This window comes from Natrinema amylolyticum (genome assembly GCF_020515625.1).
Lineage (GTDB): Archaea > Halobacteriota > Halobacteria > Halobacteriales > Natrialbaceae > Natrinema > Natrinema amylolyticum.
Genome location: NZ_JAIWPJ010000001.1, coordinates 489,091 through 510,386, shown reverse-complemented (window position 1 = coordinate 510,386; position 21,296 = coordinate 489,091). Strand labels below are relative to the sequence as shown.

Annotated in this window: 20 protein-coding genes, 1 tRNA gene and 1 pseudogene; 11 read left to right on the top strand and 11 right to left on the bottom strand. The window is 65.2% G+C overall.

The genetic code is table 11. From position 1 onward, the window contains the following. Window positions 1-15: 15 nt before the first annotated feature. The 3 genes from LDH66_RS02620 to LDH66_RS02610 all read left to right on the top strand — a co-directional run bounded on the left by LDH66_RS02620 (window position 16) and on the right by LDH66_RS02610 (window position 2,933). Complete coding sequence (locus LDH66_RS02620; protein WP_226479521.1) at window positions 16-711, top strand: CPBP family intramembrane glutamic endopeptidase; 696 nt, start codon at window positions 16-18, stop codon at window positions 709-711. Between the two features lie 95 nt (window positions 712-806). After that, window positions 807-1,178: a DUF192 domain-containing protein gene (locus tag LDH66_RS02615; RefSeq protein WP_226479520.1), complete on the top strand. Its 372-nt coding sequence runs from the start codon at window positions 807-809 to the stop codon at window positions 1,176-1,178. A 222-nt stretch (window positions 1,179-1,400) separates the two neighbouring features. Beyond that, a complete protein-coding gene (locus tag LDH66_RS02610; RefSeq protein ID WP_226479519.1) occupies window positions 1,401-2,933 on the top strand; it encodes a (R)-citramalate synthase in 1,533 nt (510 codons plus the stop codon). Between the two features lie 108 nt (window positions 2,934-3,041). Here LDH66_RS02610 and LDH66_RS02605 read toward each other — a convergent pair whose 3' ends face one another. From LDH66_RS02605 to LDH66_RS02595, 3 genes are all read right to left on the bottom strand, one after another. Next, the gene (locus LDH66_RS02605) at window positions 3,042-3,242 is read right to left on the bottom strand and encodes a hypothetical protein (RefSeq protein ID WP_226479518.1); all 201 of its coding nucleotides are present in this window, start codon (window positions 3,240-3,242) and stop codon (window positions 3,042-3,044) included. Window positions 3,243-3,409: 167 nt separating this feature from the next. Beyond that, window positions 3,410-5,062: a 4Fe-4S ferredoxin N-terminal domain-containing protein gene (locus LDH66_RS02600; RefSeq protein ID WP_226479517.1), complete on the bottom strand. Its 1,653-nt coding sequence runs from the start codon at window positions 5,060-5,062 to the stop codon at window positions 3,410-3,412. Window positions 5,063-5,603: 541 nt separating this feature from the next. Then, window positions 5,604-5,688 (bottom strand) — tRNA-Ser (locus LDH66_RS02595). A 289-nt stretch (window positions 5,689-5,977) separates the two neighbouring features. On the opposite strand from LDH66_RS02595, the gene LDH66_RS02590 reads away from it, so the two are divergent. Beyond that, the gene (locus LDH66_RS02590; protein WP_226479516.1) at window positions 5,978-7,297 is read left to right on the top strand and encodes an RNA-guided endonuclease InsQ/TnpB family protein; all 1,320 of its coding nucleotides are present in this window, start codon (window positions 5,978-5,980) and stop codon (window positions 7,295-7,297) included. A gap of 59 nt (window positions 7,298-7,356) precedes the next feature. On the opposite strand, the gene ppc is transcribed toward LDH66_RS02590, so the two are convergent. Next, complete coding sequence (ppc, locus tag LDH66_RS02585; RefSeq protein ID WP_226479515.1) at window positions 7,357-10,047, bottom strand: phosphoenolpyruvate carboxylase; 2,691 nt, start codon at window positions 10,045-10,047, stop codon at window positions 7,357-7,359. A gap of 384 nt (window positions 10,048-10,431) precedes the next feature. Continuing rightward, entirely contained in the window at window positions 10,432-11,361 is a 930-nt protein-coding gene (locus tag LDH66_RS02580) for an NAD-dependent epimerase/dehydratase family protein (RefSeq protein ID WP_226479514.1), read from the bottom strand. A gap of 236 nt (window positions 11,362-11,597) precedes the next feature. Between LDH66_RS02580 and LDH66_RS02575 the strand changes: the two genes are divergently transcribed. The 4 genes from LDH66_RS02575 (at window position 11,598) to LDH66_RS02560 (ending at window position 14,623) form a co-directional block, all read left to right on the top strand. Continuing rightward, entirely contained in the window at window positions 11,598-12,920 is a 1,323-nt protein-coding gene (locus tag LDH66_RS02575) for an MFS transporter (RefSeq protein WP_226479513.1), read from the top strand. A 141-nt stretch (window positions 12,921-13,061) separates the two neighbouring features. Then, window positions 13,062-13,514, top strand: coding sequence for a MaoC family dehydratase (locus tag LDH66_RS02570; RefSeq protein WP_226479512.1), 453 nt, complete (start codon window positions 13,062-13,064; stop codon window positions 13,512-13,514). A gap of 6 nt (window positions 13,515-13,520) precedes the next feature. After that, entirely contained in the window at window positions 13,521-14,051 is a 531-nt protein-coding gene (locus LDH66_RS02565) for a carboxymuconolactone decarboxylase family protein (RefSeq protein ID WP_226479511.1), read from the top strand. Between the two features lie 71 nt (window positions 14,052-14,122). Then, on the top strand, window positions 14,123-14,623 hold the full coding sequence (locus LDH66_RS02560; protein WP_226479510.1) for a molybdopterin-dependent oxidoreductase: 501 nt from the start codon (window positions 14,123-14,125) through the stop codon (window positions 14,621-14,623). A gap of 27 nt (window positions 14,624-14,650) precedes the next feature. On the opposite strand, the gene LDH66_RS02555 is transcribed toward LDH66_RS02560, so the two are convergent. The 3 genes from LDH66_RS02555 to LDH66_RS02545 form a co-directional block, all read right to left on the bottom strand. Continuing rightward, complete coding sequence (locus LDH66_RS02555) at window positions 14,651-15,910, bottom strand: cytochrome D1 domain-containing protein (RefSeq protein ID WP_226479509.1); 1,260 nt, start codon at window positions 15,908-15,910, stop codon at window positions 14,651-14,653. A gap of 108 nt (window positions 15,911-16,018) precedes the next feature. Beyond that, window positions 16,019-16,303, bottom strand: a complete 285-nt coding sequence (locus LDH66_RS02550) for a sulfurtransferase TusA family protein (RefSeq protein ID WP_226479508.1) — start codon at window positions 16,301-16,303, stop codon at window positions 16,019-16,021. Next, window positions 16,296-17,279 carry a hypothetical protein gene (locus tag LDH66_RS02545; protein WP_226479507.1) on the bottom strand — a complete coding sequence of 328 codons (984 nt, stop codon included), beginning with the start codon at window positions 17,277-17,279 and terminating at the stop codon, window positions 16,296-16,298. Before LDH66_RS02545 ends, LDH66_RS02550 begins: the two co-directional genes overlap by 8 nt. A gap of 171 nt (window positions 17,280-17,450) precedes the next feature. On the opposite strand from LDH66_RS02545, the gene LDH66_RS02540 reads away from it, so the two are divergent. Then, window positions 17,451-18,368: a hypothetical protein gene (locus LDH66_RS02540; RefSeq protein WP_226479506.1), complete on the top strand. Its 918-nt coding sequence runs from the start codon at window positions 17,451-17,453 to the stop codon at window positions 18,366-18,368. A gap of 59 nt (window positions 18,369-18,427) precedes the next feature. Here LDH66_RS02540 and LDH66_RS02535 read toward each other — a convergent pair whose 3' ends face one another. Then, the gene (locus tag LDH66_RS02535; RefSeq protein WP_425492903.1) at window positions 18,428-19,036 is read right to left on the bottom strand and encodes a DUF2238 domain-containing protein; all 609 of its coding nucleotides are present in this window, start codon (window positions 19,034-19,036) and stop codon (window positions 18,428-18,430) included. 20 nt (window positions 19,037-19,056) lie between these two features. Next, window positions 19,057-19,698: a hypothetical protein gene (locus LDH66_RS02530; protein WP_226479504.1), complete on the bottom strand. Its 642-nt coding sequence runs from the start codon at window positions 19,696-19,698 to the stop codon at window positions 19,057-19,059. A gap of 75 nt (window positions 19,699-19,773) precedes the next feature. Between LDH66_RS02530 and LDH66_RS02525 the strand changes: the two genes are divergently transcribed. Both LDH66_RS02525 and LDH66_RS02520 read left to right on the top strand, forming a co-directional pair. Then, the gene (locus LDH66_RS02525) at window positions 19,774-20,379 is read left to right on the top strand and encodes a metal-dependent hydrolase (protein WP_226479503.1); all 606 of its coding nucleotides are present in this window, start codon (window positions 19,774-19,776) and stop codon (window positions 20,377-20,379) included. A 57-nt stretch (window positions 20,380-20,436) separates the two neighbouring features. Next, window positions 20,437-20,694, top strand: a pseudogene (locus tag LDH66_RS02520) (succinylglutamate desuccinylase/aspartoacylase family protein); the annotation flags it as partial. Window positions 20,695-20,984: 290 nt separating this feature from the next. Here LDH66_RS02520 and LDH66_RS02515 read toward each other — a convergent pair. Next, the gene (locus LDH66_RS02515) at window positions 20,985-21,218 is read right to left on the bottom strand and encodes a hypothetical protein (protein WP_226479502.1); all 234 of its coding nucleotides are present in this window, start codon (window positions 21,216-21,218) and stop codon (window positions 20,985-20,987) included. Between the last annotated feature and the right edge of the window lie 78 nt (window positions 21,219-21,296).

The following is a 21,296-nucleotide window of genomic DNA, read 5'->3' as shown; positions in this document are numbered from 1 at the left end:
GAATAATGTTTGGCTATGGCTCGATCGACTCCGACTCACATCGCTGCGGTCGTCGTCGCCGGCTGGATCGCCCTCGAGTTCGCGCTTCGGCGCGGCCTCGTCGCCGGTGCCGCTGCGGTCGGCATCGAACCGCTAGTAGCGGACTATCTCGTCCTCGCGATCGGCCTTCCGCTCATCGCGGCGGCCCTCTCTCGGTACGCGCTCGAGCGGGGAGCCACCCGGAAGTCGTGGGGCTGGGACCGGACACCGCGGGCCCTCGGACTGGGCGTCCTCGCTGCGGTCGTCGGGATGGGACTGATGGCCGGGGCCTCGCAGGTCGACGCGGCGCTGTTCGGCCTCGGCGAAGCGGGCGGGGCCATCGGCGAGGGGCTCGCGGCGGCGTTCGAAGACAGGCCTGCGCTCGCGATCCTCTTTCTCGTCGGAAACGGGATCGTCGCCCCGATCGCCGAGGAGCAGGTCTGGCGAGGGATCGTCCAGACGAACCTCGTCGACGAGCGGGGAGCGGCCGTCGGTATCGCGGTAACGGCGATTCTGTTCGCGCTCAAGCACGTGATCGTGGATCTCTCTGTGATCCGTCTCACGACGCTGCTCACGCTCGGCTTCCTCTTCGGTGTCGTTCGCCACCGGTGGGGCACCGCGAGCAGTGCGGTCACGCACGTCCTGCTCAATCTCGTCTCGTCGGCCAGTATCGTCGCGATAGCGTTCCTCTGACCGCTCTCACCGAGTGCCGAGTATCGACCGGCAGTCGGCGACGCGATCCACCGTCAGCGGGAAGGTTTTTGCTGGCCCCGTTCGCACTCGAGAGCGTGCGACTCGTCCACGAATCGGCCGCCGACGACTCCGCCGACGGAACCGACTGCGACGTGCTGGCGACGACGATCGATCTCGCCGACTCGATCCTGAGCCAGACGCGAGGGCTCATGTTCCGTCGGTCTATTCCGGACGACTACGCGCTGGCGTTTCAGTTCGGTTCGGCGAAGACCCGCGACCTCCACATGCTGTTCGTCTTCTTTCCCATCGACGCCGTCTGGGTCGTCGACGACGTCGTCCAGCGCGTCGAGACTCTCCGACCGTGGCGGGGTTTCGCTCGCGAGACCGCCGACCTGATCGTCGAACTCCCCGCCGGCAACGCGGCAGCCGTCGAACCCGGCGACCGACTCCGTCTCGAGGGGGAGTGAGACGTCGACCCGCACTGCCCGGTGGCTATCGGAGCGACCGCCGTCCTCGCGACCCCGGTCGCGGTGATTCGGAACCGGCGGTTTTAAGACATCGTGATACGATGTGACGAGACACAATGGCATCTCATACGCCATCTGACGAGGATAGAGGAAGTCGGGGCGACCCGGCTGGATGCGAAATTCTCCGACGAACGTAACCGCAGTACCCGTAGTTCACCACTCTTGCCTGTAACTCACACCCCCGAACAGACGATCGCATCGGACCGTACAGTGCGCCTTCTCGACACGACGCTTCGCGACGGCGAACAAGCGCCGGGCGTCTCGCTCTCGCCCGACGAGAAAGTCGAGATCGCCCGCTCGCTCGAGCGCGCCGGCGTTGCCGTTATCGAGGCCGGCAGCGCCTGTACCGGCGCGGGTGAGCGACAGGCGATCTCGCGGGTGACCGACCTCGATCTCGACGCCCGCGTCACCAGTTTCTGTCGCGGAATGAAAGGCGATATCGACCTCGCGCTCGAGTGCGACGTCGACGGCGTCCACATCGTCGTCCCCGCCAGCGACCGTCACGTCGAGGGCAAAGTCGGCACCTCCCGCGAGGACAACCTCGAGAAGACCGCCGAACTGGTCGCCTACGCCAAGGACCACAACCTCTGGGTCGAGGTCATCGGCGAGGACGGCTCTCGAGCGGATCTCGACTATCTCGAGGAACTGGCCGAAACATCGTTCGAGGCGGGCGCGGACCGCTTTTGCTTCGCCGACACCGTCGGACACACCGGCCCGGAACACACCCACGAGGCGGTCTCCCGACTCGCCGAGATCGGCCCGGTCAGCGCTCACACCCACGACGACCTCGGGCTGGGCGTCACGAACGCCTTGGCGGCCGTTTCGGCGGGTGCCGACCTCGTTCACTGTACCGTCAACGGCCTCGGCGAACGCGCCGGCAACGTCGCCTTGGAGGAGGTCGCGATCGCCCTCTCGCACGTCTACGACCTCGAGACGCTGGAACTCGAGGAACTGTACGACCTCGCACAGACCGTCTCTCGAGCGACGGGCGTTCAGCTCGCGCCGAACAAGGCCGTCATCGGCGAAAACGCCTTCACCCACGAGAGCGGCATCCACACCGACGGAACGCTCAAAGACGACAAGATGTACGAGCCATACGCGCCCGAGACCGTCGGGCGCGAACGGCGGCTCGCGCTGGGTAAACACACCGGGCGGGCGGGCGTCGCGGCGACGCTCGAGGAACACGGCGTCGAGGCCGACGACGACGAGATCGCCGAGATCGCGACCCGCGTGACCGAGCTCGGCGACCGCGGCCGCAGAGTGACGGACGCCGATCTGCTCGCCATCGCCGAAGACGTCACCGGCGAGGACCGCGAGCGGGTCGTCGACCTGCTCGACCTCACCGCTACCAGCGGCGGTGCCGTGCCGACCGCCAGCATTCGACTGGCCGTCGGCGACGAGGAACGCGTCGCCAGCGGGACCGGCTCCGGCCCCGTCGACGCCGCCGTCTCTGCCGTCCGCGAGGCGCTCGGATCGATGGCCGACGCCGAACTCGAGTCCTATCACGTCGACGCGGTGACGGGCGGCACCGACGCCGTCGTCACCGTCGAAGTGACGATGGTCCGCAACGACCGCTCGGTGACGGTCGCCCGCAGCGAGGCCGACATCACTCGCGCGAGCGTGAAAGCGATGGTCGACGCGCTCGATCGGCTGCTCGCGGCCGATCAGCAACCGCTCGCGCCGGCCGACGACTGATCGCCGTCGCTCCGTCTCGATCCGGTTCCGTCGTCGAGAGTCGCCGTTACCGTTTGGCCCCAGCGGCCGCTCGAGTCGCGGTCGACTCCGTTCGCTTCGCGGCCTACCTCAGTTATAGACGTGAACGCGGCTCACGACGTTCCACGGATCGATCACGTACACGGCCGCGAGGAACAGGGCCATGACGACGGCGAACAGCCGCGCGAGGTCACCGACTGACGACGGAATCCCCGGCTCGAGAGTGGTCGCCATCAGCGCTGCGACCCCGATCCAGAGACACCCAATGACTAGCCGCTGACGTAGCTCCATAGGCGGACGTTCGTCTCGAAGACTATGAAGACATCTGTCCCCGTCACCGACGAAGCGGGTTCGATGTGAGACGGCCCGGATCGGCTTGCGAGTGCGTTAGCCGGCCCGCGCTCGGCGTCTCGCCATCGAAAACGACCGAGAGGCGTCCCCCGACGACGGCGGAAGCCTCACGAGTAATCGAGGCCGACGGTCTGATCGTCGAGGGCCTCCTGTCGCGTGTCGAGCATCCCGACATCGTCGTACGAGACCGGCCCTGGGACCTGATGGGCTTCGGGTCCGGGTTGGTGTCCGAGGTAGGTGACGTTCGGGTTCGTTCCCATGTCCGCCAGCAGCTCGAACTGCTCTTCCGGTGCGTCGACGTAGTCTTCGAACAGTTCATAGGCGACGTCCTCTCGACTGGTGACTTGGACGTCCTGACTCGGTCCCTCGAACCCCTCGACCGTCAGCCCGAGCTGTGTGAGCGTGTCGTCGCTCCCGAGGTCGAGCCCGGTGGTCTCGATGGCGCTCACGATGTCGAGCACCGTTTGCTCCTTCTCCGGGAGGGTATCGCCCGGCGGCGCCTCTTCCTCGTACTCCTCCTGGGTTATTTCGACGGCCGTCGCGAGCGCGACCTTCCCGGTGGTAAAGCCGTCGACGGCATCGACGACGGCGTCGACGGACGGATCGACGCCCTCGAGCGACGATTCGACCGAATTCGGCGACGGGAGCTCCGCGAACAGATTAATGATCGTTCGCGACCTGGCCGGATGTTCCGCGTACCGTTCCGGATCGCTCGCGGGGTTATTTTTGTCACCGAACTGAATCACGTTCGGCGGGCAGGCCTGCTCACAGGCGCTCGTGCCGATCAGTCCCTCGCCCGCGTTGCCGTCCTGACGAGCCGGATCGAAGACGCACTTCGACATGACGCCGCGGGGAGCGCGACGACTGACCGGCCGGCCGCGCTCGTCGTAGATCCCCTCCGGGTCGAGCTCCGACCGATCCACGTCCGGTTCGTCCCACTGGAAGTAGTTGACGCCATAGGGACAGGCCACCTGACAGTACCGACAGCCGATACAGACCTCGTAGTCGGTTAGCACCAACCCGCCTTCGTCGCGCGTGTGGCGGGCCGTCGTCGGACACACCTTCTCGCACGGCGCGTCGGTACAGTGCTGACACGGGCGGACGAGGTAGTTGAACTCGTGGACGATCGGCTCGTCCGAGCAGTTCCCGGCCTCGACGTCGACAGTGTCGGGATCGGGAGACTCGACCTCGCCGTCCTCGAAGGCGAGCACGTACATCCAGTTCGCTCCCTGGTCCCACCCGTGTTCCTGATTACAGGCGGTCACACAGGCGAGACAGCCGTCGCAGTGCTCGAGGTCGATCGTCATTCCCCACTGGGTCCCCTCGTCTGCGTTCTCGACTTCCCCCGCCTCCTCGACGGACTGCTCCGGCTCCTGCTGATCGACCGCACCCCATCCGAGACTCGCGAATCCCACGCCGGCCCCCGCCTTTTTGAGCATCTCTCGACGGGACTCCTCACCACTGGCGAGTTCCGCGAGCGTCGACCCGATCCCGCCCTCCTCGCCGTCTCCGTCGTCCGGGCTGGCGATCGGCCGCTCGTCCTCGCCGAACTCTTCCATCACCTCCTCGTGATACCGTTCGTGGAACTCCTCTTCTGCGAGTTCTCCTTTCGTCACTCGCATGGCGTCTTTCGCCATCTCCATGCCGAGTTCCGTATCGTACTCGGTGTCGTCGAGCGCGTCTTCGAGGTCGTCTTGCCACGCCTCACCGAGCGGGTGGAACGTCTCCTCGTCGTCCGTCGGTTCGTCGTCGAAACTCATCGTCCCCACCGCGTCCAGTCTACTGTCTCTCGAGTGGCGATCATTGTGACTTGGGTCGGTGGACATATCACCAGTATGTCTATAGTGACCCTGCTTGCGAATGATGGGAATCCGGACGATGTCGGTCCATTCGGCTCCGCAGAGAGCCGAAAATGGCACCGTCTCGAGCGATGGGAGTGACACTCGAGTCGGACCGAAACGACGACTCGCTTCGTTGCGCTACACGCCATGCGTCGCTCGCCGTGTTGCGCCGTAAAAAACGCCGAGAGGGAGACTGAACCACGGTCGGTCGTTCTCGCTCACTTCGTTCGCGAGCGTGCGACCTCCCTGATTCAAATCTCCTTGGAGTTTTCAGCACGGACGACTCGCTACGCTCGTCGTTTTGTGCTGCTGAAAACGCCGAGAGGGAGATTTGAACAACGGTCAGACGTGCTCGCTACGCTGTGTGCGACTGACCTCGTTCAACTCCCGTAATCGTTTTGCAGCAACGAGAATCGATTCGCGCCGCTACGCGGCGCTCATCTGTTTGTTGCTGCAAAAGCGCCGAGAGGGAGATTTGAACTCCCGAGTCCGTGAGGACAGTAGATTTCGAATCTACCGCCTTGGCCGGGCTAGGCTATCTCGGCTCACTCTTCCATACCCGAGGGACCTTTTTACCGGTTTCGATTTTTCGCTCTCCCCGATAGCGATTCTCTCACGACCGAAGCGGGAGCCGCCCCGCTCGAGTCGCGACGAACGCCTCGTCACGGCGGCGTCGGTTATAAAGAGCAGGGAGAATACCCGCGCCTTTAGGCGCGGGATGAATCCGACAACTCCTCCACAGTCCACCGTCGATAGATAGACTGGATATTCCACTGTTTTCAATCCGAACCTTTAGAATGAAACTGAGTGTAAGTAATTATACAGGCGTTCAGAATGCTGGAAATTCACCGCACCCACCGAGCGAACATCCTCAACCACGCACAGGTAGAGGAACCGCTTGACTGGCACGGGTGGAGTGCCAGCAAGCTCTGGAACGTCGCTAACTACCACTCCCGCAACGTGTGGAAGGATACGGGCGAGATTCCCGACCACGGTGAGCTCAAAGACGAGTTGAAAGGTCACACCAAATACAAAGGACTGCACTCACAGTCCAGTCAGCGTGTTCTGGAGGAACTCGCTGAATCCTTCAACTCGTGGAAAGAAAAGAGGAAGTCCGATAATCGAGCGAATCCGCCCGGCTACCGCAAGAAAAACTACTACGACTCACAAGGCCGTCGCGTCCACGAAGAACACCCCCGCAGTACGGTGACGTGGAAACAGAACGGCATTCGCCACGATGCGACGAACAACCGTGTTCGGCTCTCGAAGGGTGCAAATCACAAGGAACATCCGAAAGCGTGGGAGTATATCCTTGTCGAGTACGAAACTCAACCCGGAGTCTCTGTCGAGAATCTGCAACAGGTCAGAGCAGTCTACGACAAAGCAAAGGAGCGGTGGGAACTCCATCTCGTCTGCAAAAACGAGATTGAAACGCCTAACGCTCCCGGCACTGAGACGGCTGGTGTTGACCTCGGTATCTGCAACTTCGCGGCGGTTGCATACAGTACCGAGCAAGCCGACCTGTACCCCGGTAACCGCCTGAAACAGGACGGGTACTACTTCCCGAAAGAAATCGCCAAATGCGACGACTCGGACGGCGAAGAAGCCGCACGACTATACAATAAGTGGTCGGAGCGCCGTACTCACTTTTTCCACAGTCTCGCCAAACACATCATAGCAAAGTGTATAGAGCGTGGAGTGGGCCAAATCAGCGTCGGAGAACTCGCTGGTGTCCGTGAAGCCAAGGACGGCGAGTCAAAGAACTGGGGTCGCCACGGGAACCTTAACTTGCATGGCTGGGCGTTCGACCGCTTCACGAATATCCTCGAATACAAGGCGAAGGTCAAGGGCATCAAAGTCGTAGAAGTGTCAGAGCGCGACACGAGTAAGACGTGTTGTGTCTGTGGTAGAGAAGACGATAATCAGCGTGTTGAACGTGGCCTGTACGTGTGTGAGGAGTGTAACGCAGCGTTCAACGCTGACGTGAATAGGGCGGAGAACATCCGTCTTGACTTGAATCAAAGTAACTCCGAGTCTTCACCCGAATTAGGTGGGGATAGGAGTACCGGCTGGTTGGCACAGCCTGAAGTCTACCTTCATGACCTCTCCCGAGGATTCCAACCTCGGGCAGAGGTGGTAGACTGCAGACCCTAATATCCCAAACCAGCGGTGCGATGCCGTGGGATTCCCGCGTCTTCAGGCGCGGGAGGATGTCAACCCGTGTTCTTCATGCCGGCCGCGATACCCTTGACCGTCAGCCGCAGGGTCCGTTCCTCGATATCCGTCCGATGGGTGCGGTTGAGCAGGTAGACCTGCAGCATGTTCAGCGGATCGACGTAGGGGTTCCGTCGCTCTAAGTTCTCACCGAGCCAGTCGCGAGTGTGCAGTCGGTCGCGCTGGCCGATCTCCGTGATCAGGTCGGCCGCTCGCTCGTACTCGTCGGCGACGCGGGGGAAGAACCGATCGCGGAGGTCCTCGTCGGCCATGTCCGCGTACCGCTCGGCGATCTCGAGTTCGGTTCGGGAGAGCGAGAGGGCGGCGTTGTCGAGCGTCGTCCGGAAGAACGGCCACTCCTCGTACATCTCCTGAAGCGTCTCCATCGAGCCGCCGTCCTCGAGATAGGACTGCATCCCCGTCGCGATGGCGTACCAGCCGGGGAGGATACACCGCGACTGGGTCCAGGAGAACACCCACGGGATCGCCCGCAGATCCTCGACGGTTCGCTCGCCCGACCGGGAGGCCGGCCGCGACCCCAGATCGAGGTCCTCGATGACGGTGATCGGCGTCGCCTGCTCGAAGTACCGGACGAACCCGTCGCTCTCGAGGAGATCGCGGTACTCCTGGCGGGCGGTATCGGCCATCGTTTCCATGGCCTCGACCCACTCCTCGCGGACCTCCTCCTCGGGCTGGTCGATCGCCTGCTTGCGCGCCCGGAGTTGGGCGTTGAGCATCTGTTCGATGTTGCGCTCGGCGATGCGGGGATTGGCGTACTTCTCGGCGATCGCTTCGCCCTGTTCGGTGAACTTGACCTGGCCCGTGACCGTCGAGTTCGGCAGGGCGAGCAGCGCCTCGTTCATCGGGCCGCCGCCGCGCGAAATCGAGCCGCCGCGGCCGTGGAACAGCCGCATGGTCACGTCGTAGTCGTCACAAATCTCTCCCAGTCGTCGCTGGTTCTTGTACAGCGACCAGTTCGCGGCGAGGAACCCGTTCTCCTTGTTCGAGTCCGAGTATCCCAGCATGATCTCCTGGGTCCGGCCGCGGGCCTCGAGCGCCTGCGAATAGGCTTCGTTCTCGAAGAGCGTCCCCATGATCCGGCGGGCCCCCGAGAGGGCGTACTCGGTCTCGAGCAGCGGGACGATGTCGATCCCCGCGTGCTCGGGCAGGGAGACGACGCCGGCCTGGTCGGCCAGGAAGAGGACTTCGAGCACGTGGCTGGGCTCGTCCGTCATCGAGATGGCATAGGTGTCGATGGCGTGGCTACCGTACTCGGTCTGCCAGTCGGCGAGGCTGTCGAACAGCCGGAGGACCCGCGCCGAGTCGTCGGAGATCGCCTCGGTATCGCCGAGATCGAGTACCGGTTCCTCCTGTAACACGGCGTCGGTCAGGAACTCGACGCGTTCGTCCTCGGAGAGGCCGTGGTAATCGATCCCCTCGGCCTCAAGGGCCTCGGCGATGGCGTCGGTGTGTTTCGCCTGGTGCTCGCGCAGGTCCAGACTCGCCAGCGAGAAGCCGAAGGTGGCGACCTGCCGGCGGATCGGGTCGACGTGTGCGTCGACGACGCTCTCGGCCCCGTTGTTACGCAGGCTCTGTGCGATAATCTCGAGGTCGTCGAGGAGGGCGTCGACGTCGTCGTAGCCGCCCGGTCGAACGTCACCGACGCGGCGGATCCGTTCGCGCATGAGCTTGAGCTTCTGCCGGTAGGGCTCGCCGGGATAGCGATCCTCGGCGGTGCGAGCGCTGCCGGGCAGGCGCTCGCGGTCCCGCTCGAGGGAGGCCTGAAACTCGGAGCCGGCGTCGATCCGGCTGCCGTCCTGGCTCAGGACGCCCGAGAGGCGCTTGAGCTGTTCGCGATACTGCTCGAGGACGACCGATCGCTGCCGTTCGAGCGTGTTCGCGGTGACGTCGGGCGTCACGTAGGGGTTGCCGTCGCGATCACTCCCTGCCCACGAGCGGAACTCGAAGAGTTTCGGTATCTCGAGGTCGCCCGGCACTTCCGCGTCGATCGCGTCGTCGAGTTCGTCGTAGACCTCGCCGACGACGTCGAACAGCGTGTTCTCGAGGTACCACTGGACGTTACGCGCCTCGTCTTCGGGCTCCGGCTGTCGGTTGCGGACCTGGGGCGTCTGCCAGAGGCTCGTGACCTCCGCGTCGATGTCCCGCCAGAGCTGGCTCTCCTCCTTGTCGGTCAGCAACCGCTCGTCTAAGGTCTCGAGATACGTCGAGATCTCCCGGAGTTTGGACTTGACCGTCTTCCGGCGCGCTTCGGTCGGATGCGCCGTAAAGGTCGGCTCGATTAGAACATCGTCCAGGATCTGCTCGACAGTCTCGACGTCGGCTTCACCGAGCTCTTCGGCCGCGGTCTCGAGGCTGTCGTCGAGGGTTCCCTCGTGGGAGTCGGTGCGGATGGTGCGGACCCGTTCGCGCTCCTCGGCGAGATTGATCAGCTCGAAATAGGTCGTAAAGGCGCGGGCGACGATCCGCTGTTGATGGGGCGAGAGCCCCTCCAGTTCCGTGATCAAGGACTCGCGGGAATCGAGGTCCCCGGAACGGTACTCGATGGCGGCCTGTCGACAGGACTCGACGGTCTCGAACGACCTGCGGGACGTCTGCTCCTCGAGGACGTTCCCGAGCAACGCACCGAGTTCGCGAACGTCTTGTCGGACATCCCTGTTGTGAAGTCGCATATCGTGTGGATGTGCGTGCCATGGTAAAAACCCCTAGCAGGAGTGCTGCCCGGCTCATACATCGTTTTCCGTGATAGTTACTGGCGGTGACGTTCGGCCGACGAGCGACCCTTGTCGGTCTGTTCGCCCGCCGGTCCGATTGCTATCGATACCGCAACTCTCCTGCGGATATTTACTACAGATATAAATTATTTCTATGAGCCGTTGGTTTCAGATGGACTATGCGAACGGCTGCGGCATTCAATTCCGAACGGCGGGTAGTCCTCGATCTCCAATTATTTCACCAAATACAATCTCGCACGGAAGTCGCTCGTACCGGATGCGACGACAGCGGAGCCGATGCGTTCTCGATCGGACGCCGAGAGCGCACAGCGCTGCGATTCGTCACTCGTCCGTGTACTGCGAACAGACCCGCCGAATCCCCTCCTCGAAATCGATCTGGGGTTCCCAGCTGACCGCCTCGCGAATCTTCGAGGCGTCGGCACAGGTGTCGTGGACGTAGACCGAATCGGGAATCGGGTTTTCGACGTACTCCGGTTCGACGTCGGTCCCGAGTTCGTCGTTGATCATCTCGACGACCGTGTTGAAGTCGTACGCCTCCCCCGTTCCGAGATTGTAGATCCCGTCGAGTTCGTTCGCTGCGGCCTGCTCGAGTCCGCGAACGATATCGGAGACGTGCGTGAAGTCTCGCGTCTGAGTGCCGTCGCCGTAGAGGACGGGCGACTCGCCGTTGGCGATGTCGTCGGCGAACTGCGCGATCACGTTGGCGTACTCGCCCTTGTGCGCTTCAGCGCCGCCGTACCCCTGATAGACCGAGAAAAAGCGCATGCCGGCCGTCGACATGTCGTAGTGGTTCGAGAAGTACTCGCCGTAGCGCTCTCTGGCCAGTTTCGAGGCCTCGTATCCCGTGTTTACGCTCACGTCCATCTCCTCCGGCGACGGCTCCGTTCGGCTGCCGTAGATCGACGACGTCGAGGCGTAGACGACCGTCTCGCAGCCGTCCTGACGGGCCTGTTCGACCACGTTGACGAACCCTTCGACGTTCACCCTGGCACCGGTCGTCGGATCGTCCTCGTGCATCGCGTACGAGGACAGCGCGGCCAAGTGGAACACTACGTCGACATCGGTCGGGAGATCGTCGTCCAGCACGCTCGCCTCGACGAACTCGACATCGTCGGAGAGGTTCTCCGGCGTCCCCAGATAACCGTCGTCGACGACGGTCACGTCGTTTTCCTCGGCCAGATGGTTCGCCAGGTTCGATCCGATGAATCCCGCGCCGCCGGTGACGAGGACGGCTTGTCCCTCGAGGGTCATACCGGAAAGCCCATTCGACGGTCAATAGGTGTTGGGAAAGCCCGAGCGCCTGATACGGAGCGGCAGTCGACCGGTGGCCCCGCGGCCCCGACCGAACCGGCCCTGCGATCGGACGCAGGGAGCCCACACAACCGAGGGCGCTCGGAGAGACTCGTTCGGAGTCTGATCGGGGTGATTTGCCGCTGTATCGCCGGTTCGGACGTAGTTTTAATAAAAGTGATACCGAATCTCCGCAGGTGAGTCTCCGCTCGAACCCGTATCGACGGCGATGGATCGGCTGGGGGCTGCTCGTCGCGGCGTTCTTTCTCGTGAGCCTCCACCGATCGTCGACGGCGGTCCTCTCGGAGGAGCTGATGCGCTCGTTCGACACGACCGGGACGAGCCTCGGCCTGTTGCACTCCTCGTTTTTCTACCTCTACGCGGCGTTTCAGGTGCCGGCCGGCCTGTTGACGGACCGCTACGGGTCGCGTGCGATCGCCGCGGCGGGGACCGGCCTGATGAGCCTCGGGGCGCTCGCGTTCGGCGTCGCACCGACGTACGCACTGGCGTTCGCCGGCCGACTCCTGGTCGGCCTCGGAGCGAGCGTTCTGTTCGTCGCGGCGCTTCGCTTCTGTGCGAACTGGTTCCGTCCGGACGAGTTCGGCACGATGACCGGCGCGACGTTCAGCGTCGGCATTCTGGGCGGGCTGGCCGCGACGACGCCGCTGGCGATCGCCGTCTCGAGGATCGGGTGGCGGGGCTCGCTGGTCGGGCTCGGCGGGGTCGGACTCGCGGTCGCGGTCGGCATCGTCCTGCTGTCGCACGATTCCCCGGCCGCCGCTGGTCTCCGGCCGATCGAAGACGTCCCGGACCGTCCGGACGTGACCGACGCCGAGACGCTCGAGCGGTACGTCCGAGACGCGATCCGGGAGCCCGAAACCTGGCTGTTGGGGATCATGCTCTTTTTCATGACCGGGATCGGGATCACGATCTTCGGGCTGTGGGGGATCCCCTATCTCGTCCAGACCCACGGTATCTCCGTGACGGAGGCGTCGGTCTACCTCCTCGTCGGTAACGTCGGCGGCATGATCGGCCCGACGGTGTTCGGCTGGCTCTCGGACCGGTCGGGAAATCGAACCGGGCTCATCGTCTTCTCGACGGTCGTCTTCGGGCTGACCTGGGGCGTCTTTGCCGTCTTCGGCGTCGTTCCGCTGTTGCTCGTCGGTGCGATCTTCCTCCTCTCCCGAATTCTCCGCGGCGGGATTCCGCTCGCCTTTACCGTCATCAAGGAGCGCCACCCCGAGGGCGCGAGCGGGACCGTGATCGGCCTCATCAACACCATGGGATGGATCGGTGCGGCGGTCTTCCCGGTCGTCCTCGGTGCCGCACTCGACGCCTACTGGACCGGCGAGACCGTCAACGGGACCCGCGTCTACACGGAGTTCGGCTACCGGGTCGCGTTCGGTATCGCGGCGGCGTCCGGACTGATCGCCGCGGCCTGTGCCGTCCTGCTCCACGTCCGGATGCGGAACGAACGGCGCCTCGAGTCCGGAGCCGACGTCGAACGAACGGCGGGGTGATCCGTCACGCGACGCGCGAGCGGCTGGCGAATCATCCGCGCCCTCGAGGGCGCGCTCGAACTCGCCGCCCGCGGTCCGCTCTCGCAGTCGACGCTGCCTCGGCCCACAGGTTCTTGCCGGTACGTACCACATCACACGGGCATGCGCTACTACGAGGATATCGACGTCGGGGAGACCCGAGAGTTCGGCGAGTATCACGTCACGAAGGAGGAAATCATCGAGTTCGCGGAGCAGTACGATCCGCAGCCGTTCCACACCGACGAGGCGGCCGCCGAGGACTCCGCGTTCGGCGAACTGGTCGCGTCGGGCTGGCACACCGCCGCGATGTGCATGCGGATGCTCGCCGACGGCCCGCTGCAGGACCGGGCCAGCATGGGAGCCCGCGGCGTCGACGAACTCCGGTGGAAAGAGCCGGTCAGACCCGGCGATACGCTCTCGATTCGCAGCGAAGTGCTCGACAAGCGCGTCTCCGAGAGCGACCCCGAGCGCGGCTACGTCGACAGCCTGCTCGAGGGAGTCAATCAGGACGGCGACGTCGTCATCTCCTGGGTCGGACTGGGCATGATCGCGCGTCGGAACCCGGGCGAGGACTGAGCCGCCATGGCACGCGTGCCGCTACTCGAGGCCGAGGACCTGCCCGAGGAGTACCGCTATCTGTTCACGGACAACGACGTGGGCGACGCCCACATCTTTCGGGCGATGGCCAACGCCCCCGAACTGCTGCAGTGGTACATGCGCTACTCGACGCGGCTCTGGGACGTGCTCCCCGAGCGCGAACGCGAGATCGTCATCCTCGCGGCGGCCCGAGCACTCGAGCACGCCTACGAGTGGCACCAGCACGTCCGACTGGGCCGCGAGGCGGGCGTCACCGACGCGGAAATCACCGCGATCACCGACGGCGACTGCGAGGTCCTCAGCGACCGCGACGCGGCCCTCGTCGCCTACGCCCGCGGCGTCGCGCTCGGCGACCCGCGGGATGGGGACCACGACCGACTCCGCGAGCACTACGACGTCGAAACTGTCGTCGGCGTCGCCATGCTCGCCGGTCACTACGTCGCCACGGCCCGGCTGCTGGACGCGTTCGACGTCGCGACCGAGACGGAGTTCGTCGGCTGGTCCCCGTCAGAGTAACGGCGTCCACTGCACCTCGCCCGGAGATATTCGGTCCGTCACTTATGCCTCGAGCGGCCGTTTCCGTTCGCATGAGCGGTCTCAGAGAGTTCGACGTCAGATCAGGGGTCGACGAGGACGCCTGGGAGCTGACCGTCGCGGGAGCGGTCAAGCGGGCCGTCCACCTGTCGGCCGACGACCTCGCCGCGCTCCCGCTCGAGACGGACACTGCCGACTTCGCGTGCGCCGAGGGGTGGGTCGCCGAGGACCTGACCTGGCGGGGCGTTCGCGTCGCGGACGTGTTGGCGCTGGCCGAGCCGACCGACGCGGGCGCGTACGCGCTCGTTTCCGGGATGGACGACGACTACGCGTGCTCGTTCCCGCTTTCCCGGCTCGCGGACGCCGTCCTCGCGGTGGAACTCGACGGCGAGGCGCTCCCGGTCGAACACGGCGGTCCGGCGCGGCTCGTCCCCGCGGGCGCGGACAGCGACTGCTGGGAGCACGTCAAGTGGGTCAGCCGGATCGACGTCCGGGAGACGGACCCGCTCGAGGAGGACACCGCGAAGGAACTGGCGTTATCTCGCCTCGAGTGAGGGGGTCCGCAGGTGTCGCCGCGCCGATCAGGGCTCGGTCGCCCGGTCGCCGAGAAAAGTCCCGGTGGGCGTTTCGACGCCGTCGATTTCGGCGGTGAACGCCCCCGTCGCGCTATCGAAGACGAGTAGCTTCCCCGCGTCCCAACAGCTCACGTAGACGTGATTGCCGTCTCGCGTGAATCCCGGATGGAGCGACCGCCCCTCGGCCCACTCGCTCGTGTCGATGACCGTCGAGACGACGAGGGTCTCGAGATCGATCTGATAGACGAGGCCGTCGTTGTCCCTGTCGGTATCGTCGAAGACGACGTCGCCCCAGACGTACTCGCTGTCGGGGTGAGCCGTACAGAACATGCCGTGACCCGGGATCCGAACGTCGGCGATCGGCTCCCGGGTCTCGAGGTCCCACGCCGTCACGGCGTCGGTCATCACCGTTCCCGTGATTCCGAGGCCGCGTCGCTCGTCGATCGCGCCGGGGCTGGGATGGGGCGGTCCGGCGGTCGGAATCCGATCGACGACCGCCCGCTCTCGGACGTCGAGAACGTAGAGGCACTCCTCGGCCTGCGAGGCGAGATAGAAATGGCGGCCGTCCGGCGAGAATACGCCGTCGTGGAGGACCCGACCGGTGTCGATCTCGGCGACGATCGGAAACGCGGGGTCGTCGTAGTCGACGAACCAGACCGTCCCCGCGTCCTTTAGTACGACCAGGAAGCAGCGTTCCTCCGGCACGTCCCGGACGGTACAGATCCGCGAGGCGATCGACTGCCCGTCGGGATCGACCGCGTGGGCCGGAATCCGATGTAACGGCTCGAGCGTGTCCGCGTCGAGGACGACGGCGTGATTGGGGTTGTAATAGCCCGCGATGAGATACGCTGAGTCCGCCGAGATAGCGATCGCCCGCCCCGAGGTGCCGGCGCGGACCCGTGCAACCAGTTCGCCGCCGAAGAGATCGAGTTTGCTCACCCATCCCTGCCGCGACTGGACGTACGCGTAGGCGCCCTCGCGAGTGTTTTCGGAGAGCTCGCGGTGAAACACGATCGAGTGGGGCGCTCGGCCCACGCCCTCGATGCGGCCGACGCGTTCGTGATGGATCGTGTCGACCAGCGAAATCGACCCGGGTCGTCGTTCCGCGACGAGCAGGAGGTCTCGCAGGTCCGCGACATCGTGTCTGGGCGCGTCCGGCAGTTCGCGCTCCCCCCACCGCGTCTCGTGGGAGTCGGCGATTTCCTCGAGGTTCGTCTCGCGAAACGACGGCGGTCTGACGGTGCTGGCGGCGAGTTGATCGCTCATCGGTCTCTGCGTCGCCCTTTTCACCTTGCTCGAAAATACGCGATCGCGAACACGTTCGGACGGTCGTCGCCGTCCTGTGGATTCGTCCGGTGGCGGATCCGATGTCCGCTACGCCCCGCCGATCTCGAGGTACGTCGTGTACTCTTTCCGGAGCAGCCCGCTCCGACTCGTTTCGATCGCGAGCAGGTGGTGATCGGTCTGTGCCGCCAACTGTGCGTACTCGCGTTTCGCCCGCCGATCCGTGCTCCGGACGCGCAGTACCGCGCCCGGTTCCAGGTCCTCGAGCGCGCGCTGGACGCGAGCGATACCGCTCGCACAGCCCCTCCCCCGGTTGTCGACCGTCATATCGGGGTCGACGTCGGGCGCCGTCTCGGGAATCTCGATCTCAGTCATCGTCGCTCCCCTCCACCGGCCCGGCCGACGGCTCACCGGCTCCGAGCTCCTCGAGATCGCAGACGCCGTCGATCGGCGAGCAGGCGCGCCACATCGGACAGAGTTTGAAGATGACGGCGAGCAGTCCGATGATGCCGACCTTGGCGAGGACGGCCAGTCCGATCGGCGCGGCGACGTAGGTCCCGAACCGAACGCCGAAGACGGTGACGGCCTGGAACAGTCCCGTCAGGAACAGCAGCGGGATGATGAACCGAACCGCCCAGCGGAACCGCTCGAGTTGCTCGCCGGCGGCCCTGGCAACGGCGGCCGTCGGCCGCTCTTGGCCCGTCGGGACGGCGACGAAGATGTTCCAGACGGCCCCGCCGATCCACGCGACGAACGCGAGGAGGTGGACCGTTCGGACGGCCGCCGCGATCGGCTCGAATCCGCGGAGGCTCACCTCCGCGATCCCCGTTCCCGCGACGACGGCGAGTGCCAGCGCCAGCCCGAGGAGGCCGACCGGACTCCGGAACTGCGCGTCGACGGGTTCCGACCCTCGAATCGTCGCGACGAGCGTTCCGAGCCACGTCGTGAGAAGGACGCCGAGGCCGACGACGAGCGGCCCGACCGCGAGTCTCGAAGCGTACGCCGCGAGGACGACCGGTCCGGTCACCGCGAGGACGGCGACGGCCTCGGTCGCGATCCCGTCGAAGCGCGCGTACATCTCCACACAGTAGTCGCCGGCACCCGTCCCGAGGTCTCGAGGCCGAACGAAGCAGTGTTTCCAGACGAGCCCGCCGGTGAGCACCCCCAGCGCGACCAAGTAGAACCACTTGGCGAGCGTGACGACCGCCGACTGACCGCCGAGCCGTCCGCTCACCCACGTGCCGGCCAGCGAGCCCGCCAATATCACGCCGAGCGCGATCTTCGGCAGTACGTACTTATCGAAGAGATCGGTCGAGACGGTCGGCCGCACCTCCGCCGGTGGATCGGACATCGAGCAGTCACCTACCCGTGACTCGTGGCTCACCGACGCTAAGTTCGGTCACGGACATATTCGCATGGCGGTTCACGGCGGCCGCCGGAGCGGCGGCCGGATCGAAGTCACCCGAACATCTCCGGAGACAGCGTTTGGAGCGTGTGCGCGCAATCGTCGACGTGACCCCAAATGGGCGAGACACCGACGTCGGCGGACCGAACGACGGCAGTCCGGTGGGAGCGGTCGCCGCACGACGAATTTCCCGCGCCGATCGTCGCTCGACTCCCCTACGCCGAACTCAAGCTCGAGCACCCCGACCTCGAGCCGACCGGCTACGGCGAGTCATTTTTCCCGGACGCCGTTCCGTACGCGTGTGACGGCGCTCATCGGGTCTTTTACTGGCGTCCGGCGCTGCGGGGAGCGGGCGCTGAAACCGGTCCGCCGGCGGCCTGGGAAGGGGTCTGTGCGACGCCGCAAGCGCTGTTGGCGATCACGGCGACCGGATCGAACGCGTTCGACCTCGTTTCCCGACGGGACGACGCGACGGCGGTCACCGTCGACGCGACGGTCGCCGGCGAGTCGACGACCGCGCTCCTCGAGTCGTACGCCGCCCCGGACGTTCGCGTCCGGGACCTGTCCGAGTCACGCCTTCGACTGGTGGCCGAGGGGACCGAATACGCCGTTCGAGCGGGAACGCGACGCCGGATCTCGCTCGCCGAGCGAACGCTCGAGCGGATCGACGGCGCCGGCGATGGCGACGGCGACGAGGGACCGACGACCGCGACGCCCGAACTCGTCGTTCGGTTCCCCGGCCAGCGGGAACTGCACCACCCGGCCCTCGGCGCCGACTATCGACTGTTCCCGTCCTTCGGACTGGACCTCGAGGCCGTGCCGAACCCCCTTCCCGTTCCAACGACGAACGGCGAACTCGACCACGATGCGCTCGCGGAGTCGCTGGAGCTCGAACTGTCGGGGCGTCCCTATCCGGAACGCGTCCTCTGGCAGGCGTTCGCCTATACCGCGTTCGATCCGCACGCCCGCGCCGATCCCGCCCCGCGCCTCTGCCAGTTTCCGACGGGACACCTCGGGCTCTCGGCTGTCGGATAGCAGGCAGCGAGTAACTGGTCGGTGAGTGGTCGGCTTCTCGAGGCGGCGATGGCCCGCGGTCAGGGTTCGGTCGAGAGCAACCGCTCTCGGACCGTCTCTGCGACGCCGGTCAGGTGGACCTGTCCGAACACCGCCACGAGGAGTGCGCCGAGCGTGTTGAACATGAGATCGCGGACCGTGTCGTCGAGGCCGTGCTGGGCCAGCGGCATCGTGAGCCCGGTCTCGCCGGCGATGATATCGAGCGCGAACTCGAACAGTTCCCAGATGACGCCGAAGGCCATCACGACCACGAAGATGTAGATGAACGCGATCCGGCTCGGAATGTGGATGTCCTCGGCGTGCAGGTCGATCGCTCGAGCGGTCGTATAGCCGATCCCGGCGATCAGGGAGGCCGACAGCGCGTGCGTGAGGTGATCCCACCAGCCGATCCGGCCGTAGAGGCCCGCCGATCCGAGCGTGTGGAGGAACACGGCGGCGGTGATCCAGAGGGCGAGCCACGGATCCAGCGGCAGGTCGTAGTTGCGTTCCAGCAACGCCGGCAGGAACGTGATCAGAAGTCCGACGCCGCCGTTGAAGATCGCTTTCGGCTGGCCCGCGAGGACGCCGTAGGCGACGAGTCCGACGAGGAGGAGTTGCATCGATCGCGTGAGCCGTCGCTGGGTTCGCAGCGAGGGCCGCGGGAGGCGACTCATCGACGGACCACCCGTCTGAGGGCGCGGCGGAGCTGTCGATCCCGACGTCTGAAGTAGGCGTCGAACAGTACGCCGGCGGCCAGTCCGGCGACGGTCACCGAGAGCCACTCGGCCATTAACACCTCGTTCGTCGAGAGATACGACGTGCCGAACGCCCGATCCAGGTTCCATCGGACCATGGTCCACGCTGCGACCGACGCCAGCGTCGTCAACACGACGAACGCGATGGCGAACCAGTGGGTCACCTGCAGCGACGTGAACATGTGGAGTTCGACCGTGATGAGCAGCGCCAGCCCGGCGACCGCGAGATAGGCCGCGAACGTGCTGACGCTGCCGCCGAACAGTCCCCGAACGAGGATGGGTAACGTCGCGAGGACGAGCAACTCCCAGGGCAACATGACGCGCCATTCGCCGTAGGCGACGGGCGGAATCAGGACGACCGTGCCGACGCCGGCGACGAAGACGAGCCACTGGCGGTCGAAATCGAGCGCGCTCTCGACGAACACCGTCGCGAGGACGCCGACCACCAGCCACGCGAGGAGGGCGTTCGTCCGACCGCTCCGAAACAGTCGTTCGAACACGTCCGCTGCCGCGTCCGCGCGGGGTTCCGGCGGTGCATCGCTGTCGTTCCTCGGCATTTTCGAGTTCGACACACCATCGATCCATAAATCCGCCGGTGGGCTTATCTCGTCGACTCCCCTTCGAGGTGATAGATGATGCTCCCGACACACGCGCTGCTGGGGCTGGCCATCGCAGCGCCGCTCGTCGTCTTCGCCCCGGACCTCGCACCGGCGGCGCTCGTCGGAGGGTTCCTCGGCGGCGTCCTCCCGGATCTCGATCTCTACGCGGGGCATCGGCGAACGCTCCACTATCCGACGCTGTACGTAGTCGCTGCCGTCTCGGTCGCGATCACGGCAGCGTTCGTCGTGACGCCGTGGCTCGTCGCCGCCGCCTTCCTGTTCGCCGGCGCCGCCCTCCACTGTCGAATGGACCGATACGGCGGCGGCCTCGAGCTCCGGCCGTGGGAAGGCACCTCCGACCGGGCGGTCTACGACCACGTCAGAAACCGCTGGCGAGCGCCGAAGCGCTGGATTCGATACGACGGCGCACCGGAGGACCTCCTGCTCACGATTACCGTCGGCGTCCCGCTCTGGCTCCTTCTCGAGGGTCCCTTCCGGTGGCTCGTTGGTGCCGCGTTGCTGGTCGGCGCGGCGTACGTCCTTCTTCGGCGGCGGCTCGCGACCATCGCGCCGGTCGTGTTCGGGTCCGTCCCCGAACCGGTCGACGAGTACGTGCCGAGTCGATACAAAGGCGATTAAATCCGCCGCGTTGCCGACCGGCGGGCTTAATCGATTTCGGCGCGGATGACGGTGTATATGGCTGATACTTCGCCGGAACCGTTCCGATACGACGCGGAAGTCGAGCCGGGCGAGCGGCGTCACGTTCGCTACGAAATCGGCGAGACGTATCTCGGCGACCCCGTCGAGATACCGGTGACGATCATCAACGGCGAGCACGCGGGTCCGACGGTGTTCCTGACAGCGGCGCTCCACGGCGACGAACTGAACGGCGTGAAAGTGCTTCAGGAAGTCGCCGATCGATACGAGCCGGCGGCCCTCCACGGTACGCTCGTCTCTCGCTCGCATCGACTCGGAGACTCACGCGGAGATCGACGCCGAGATCGATCGCGGCGAATTCGACGGCTATCAGATGCTCGGGGTGCGGTGGATGGGCGACGGCGAGCAAGCGGAGTGACCGACCCGCGATTTCGGCCGCAGCGGCTCACCCTCCCGGTATACCGGTCTCGGCTCGAGCGTTCTAGTTCCTCAACGGAGTCGATCGATCAGTTCTCGCGGCGAGAGTCGGGACTGCGTCGACCCGGCTTCTCCAATAAAATGATAGCGTGTCGACCGATCGCGCGGTGTTACTGCGTCTCGCCGAGGCTCGCCATCGGCGACGACCCTGCCATGATCGCGCTGGCCGCGAGGATCGCGGCGGCGAGGACGACGAAGTCGCCGCTCGGCGAGTAACTGGCCAATCCGGCACCCATCTGCACGATGAACACCGTAACGAAGAAGCTGAGGATCGCGAAGACGAGCATGACGATTGCCGCGATAATACTGCCGACGAGGCCGCCAAACGAGTCGAGAATTCCCATTAGATAGTGTGCTCCGTCCGTGACAACTCAGATATCACATATAAATGCGGCGCAATATCGGTCCCTCACGTTTCCGAA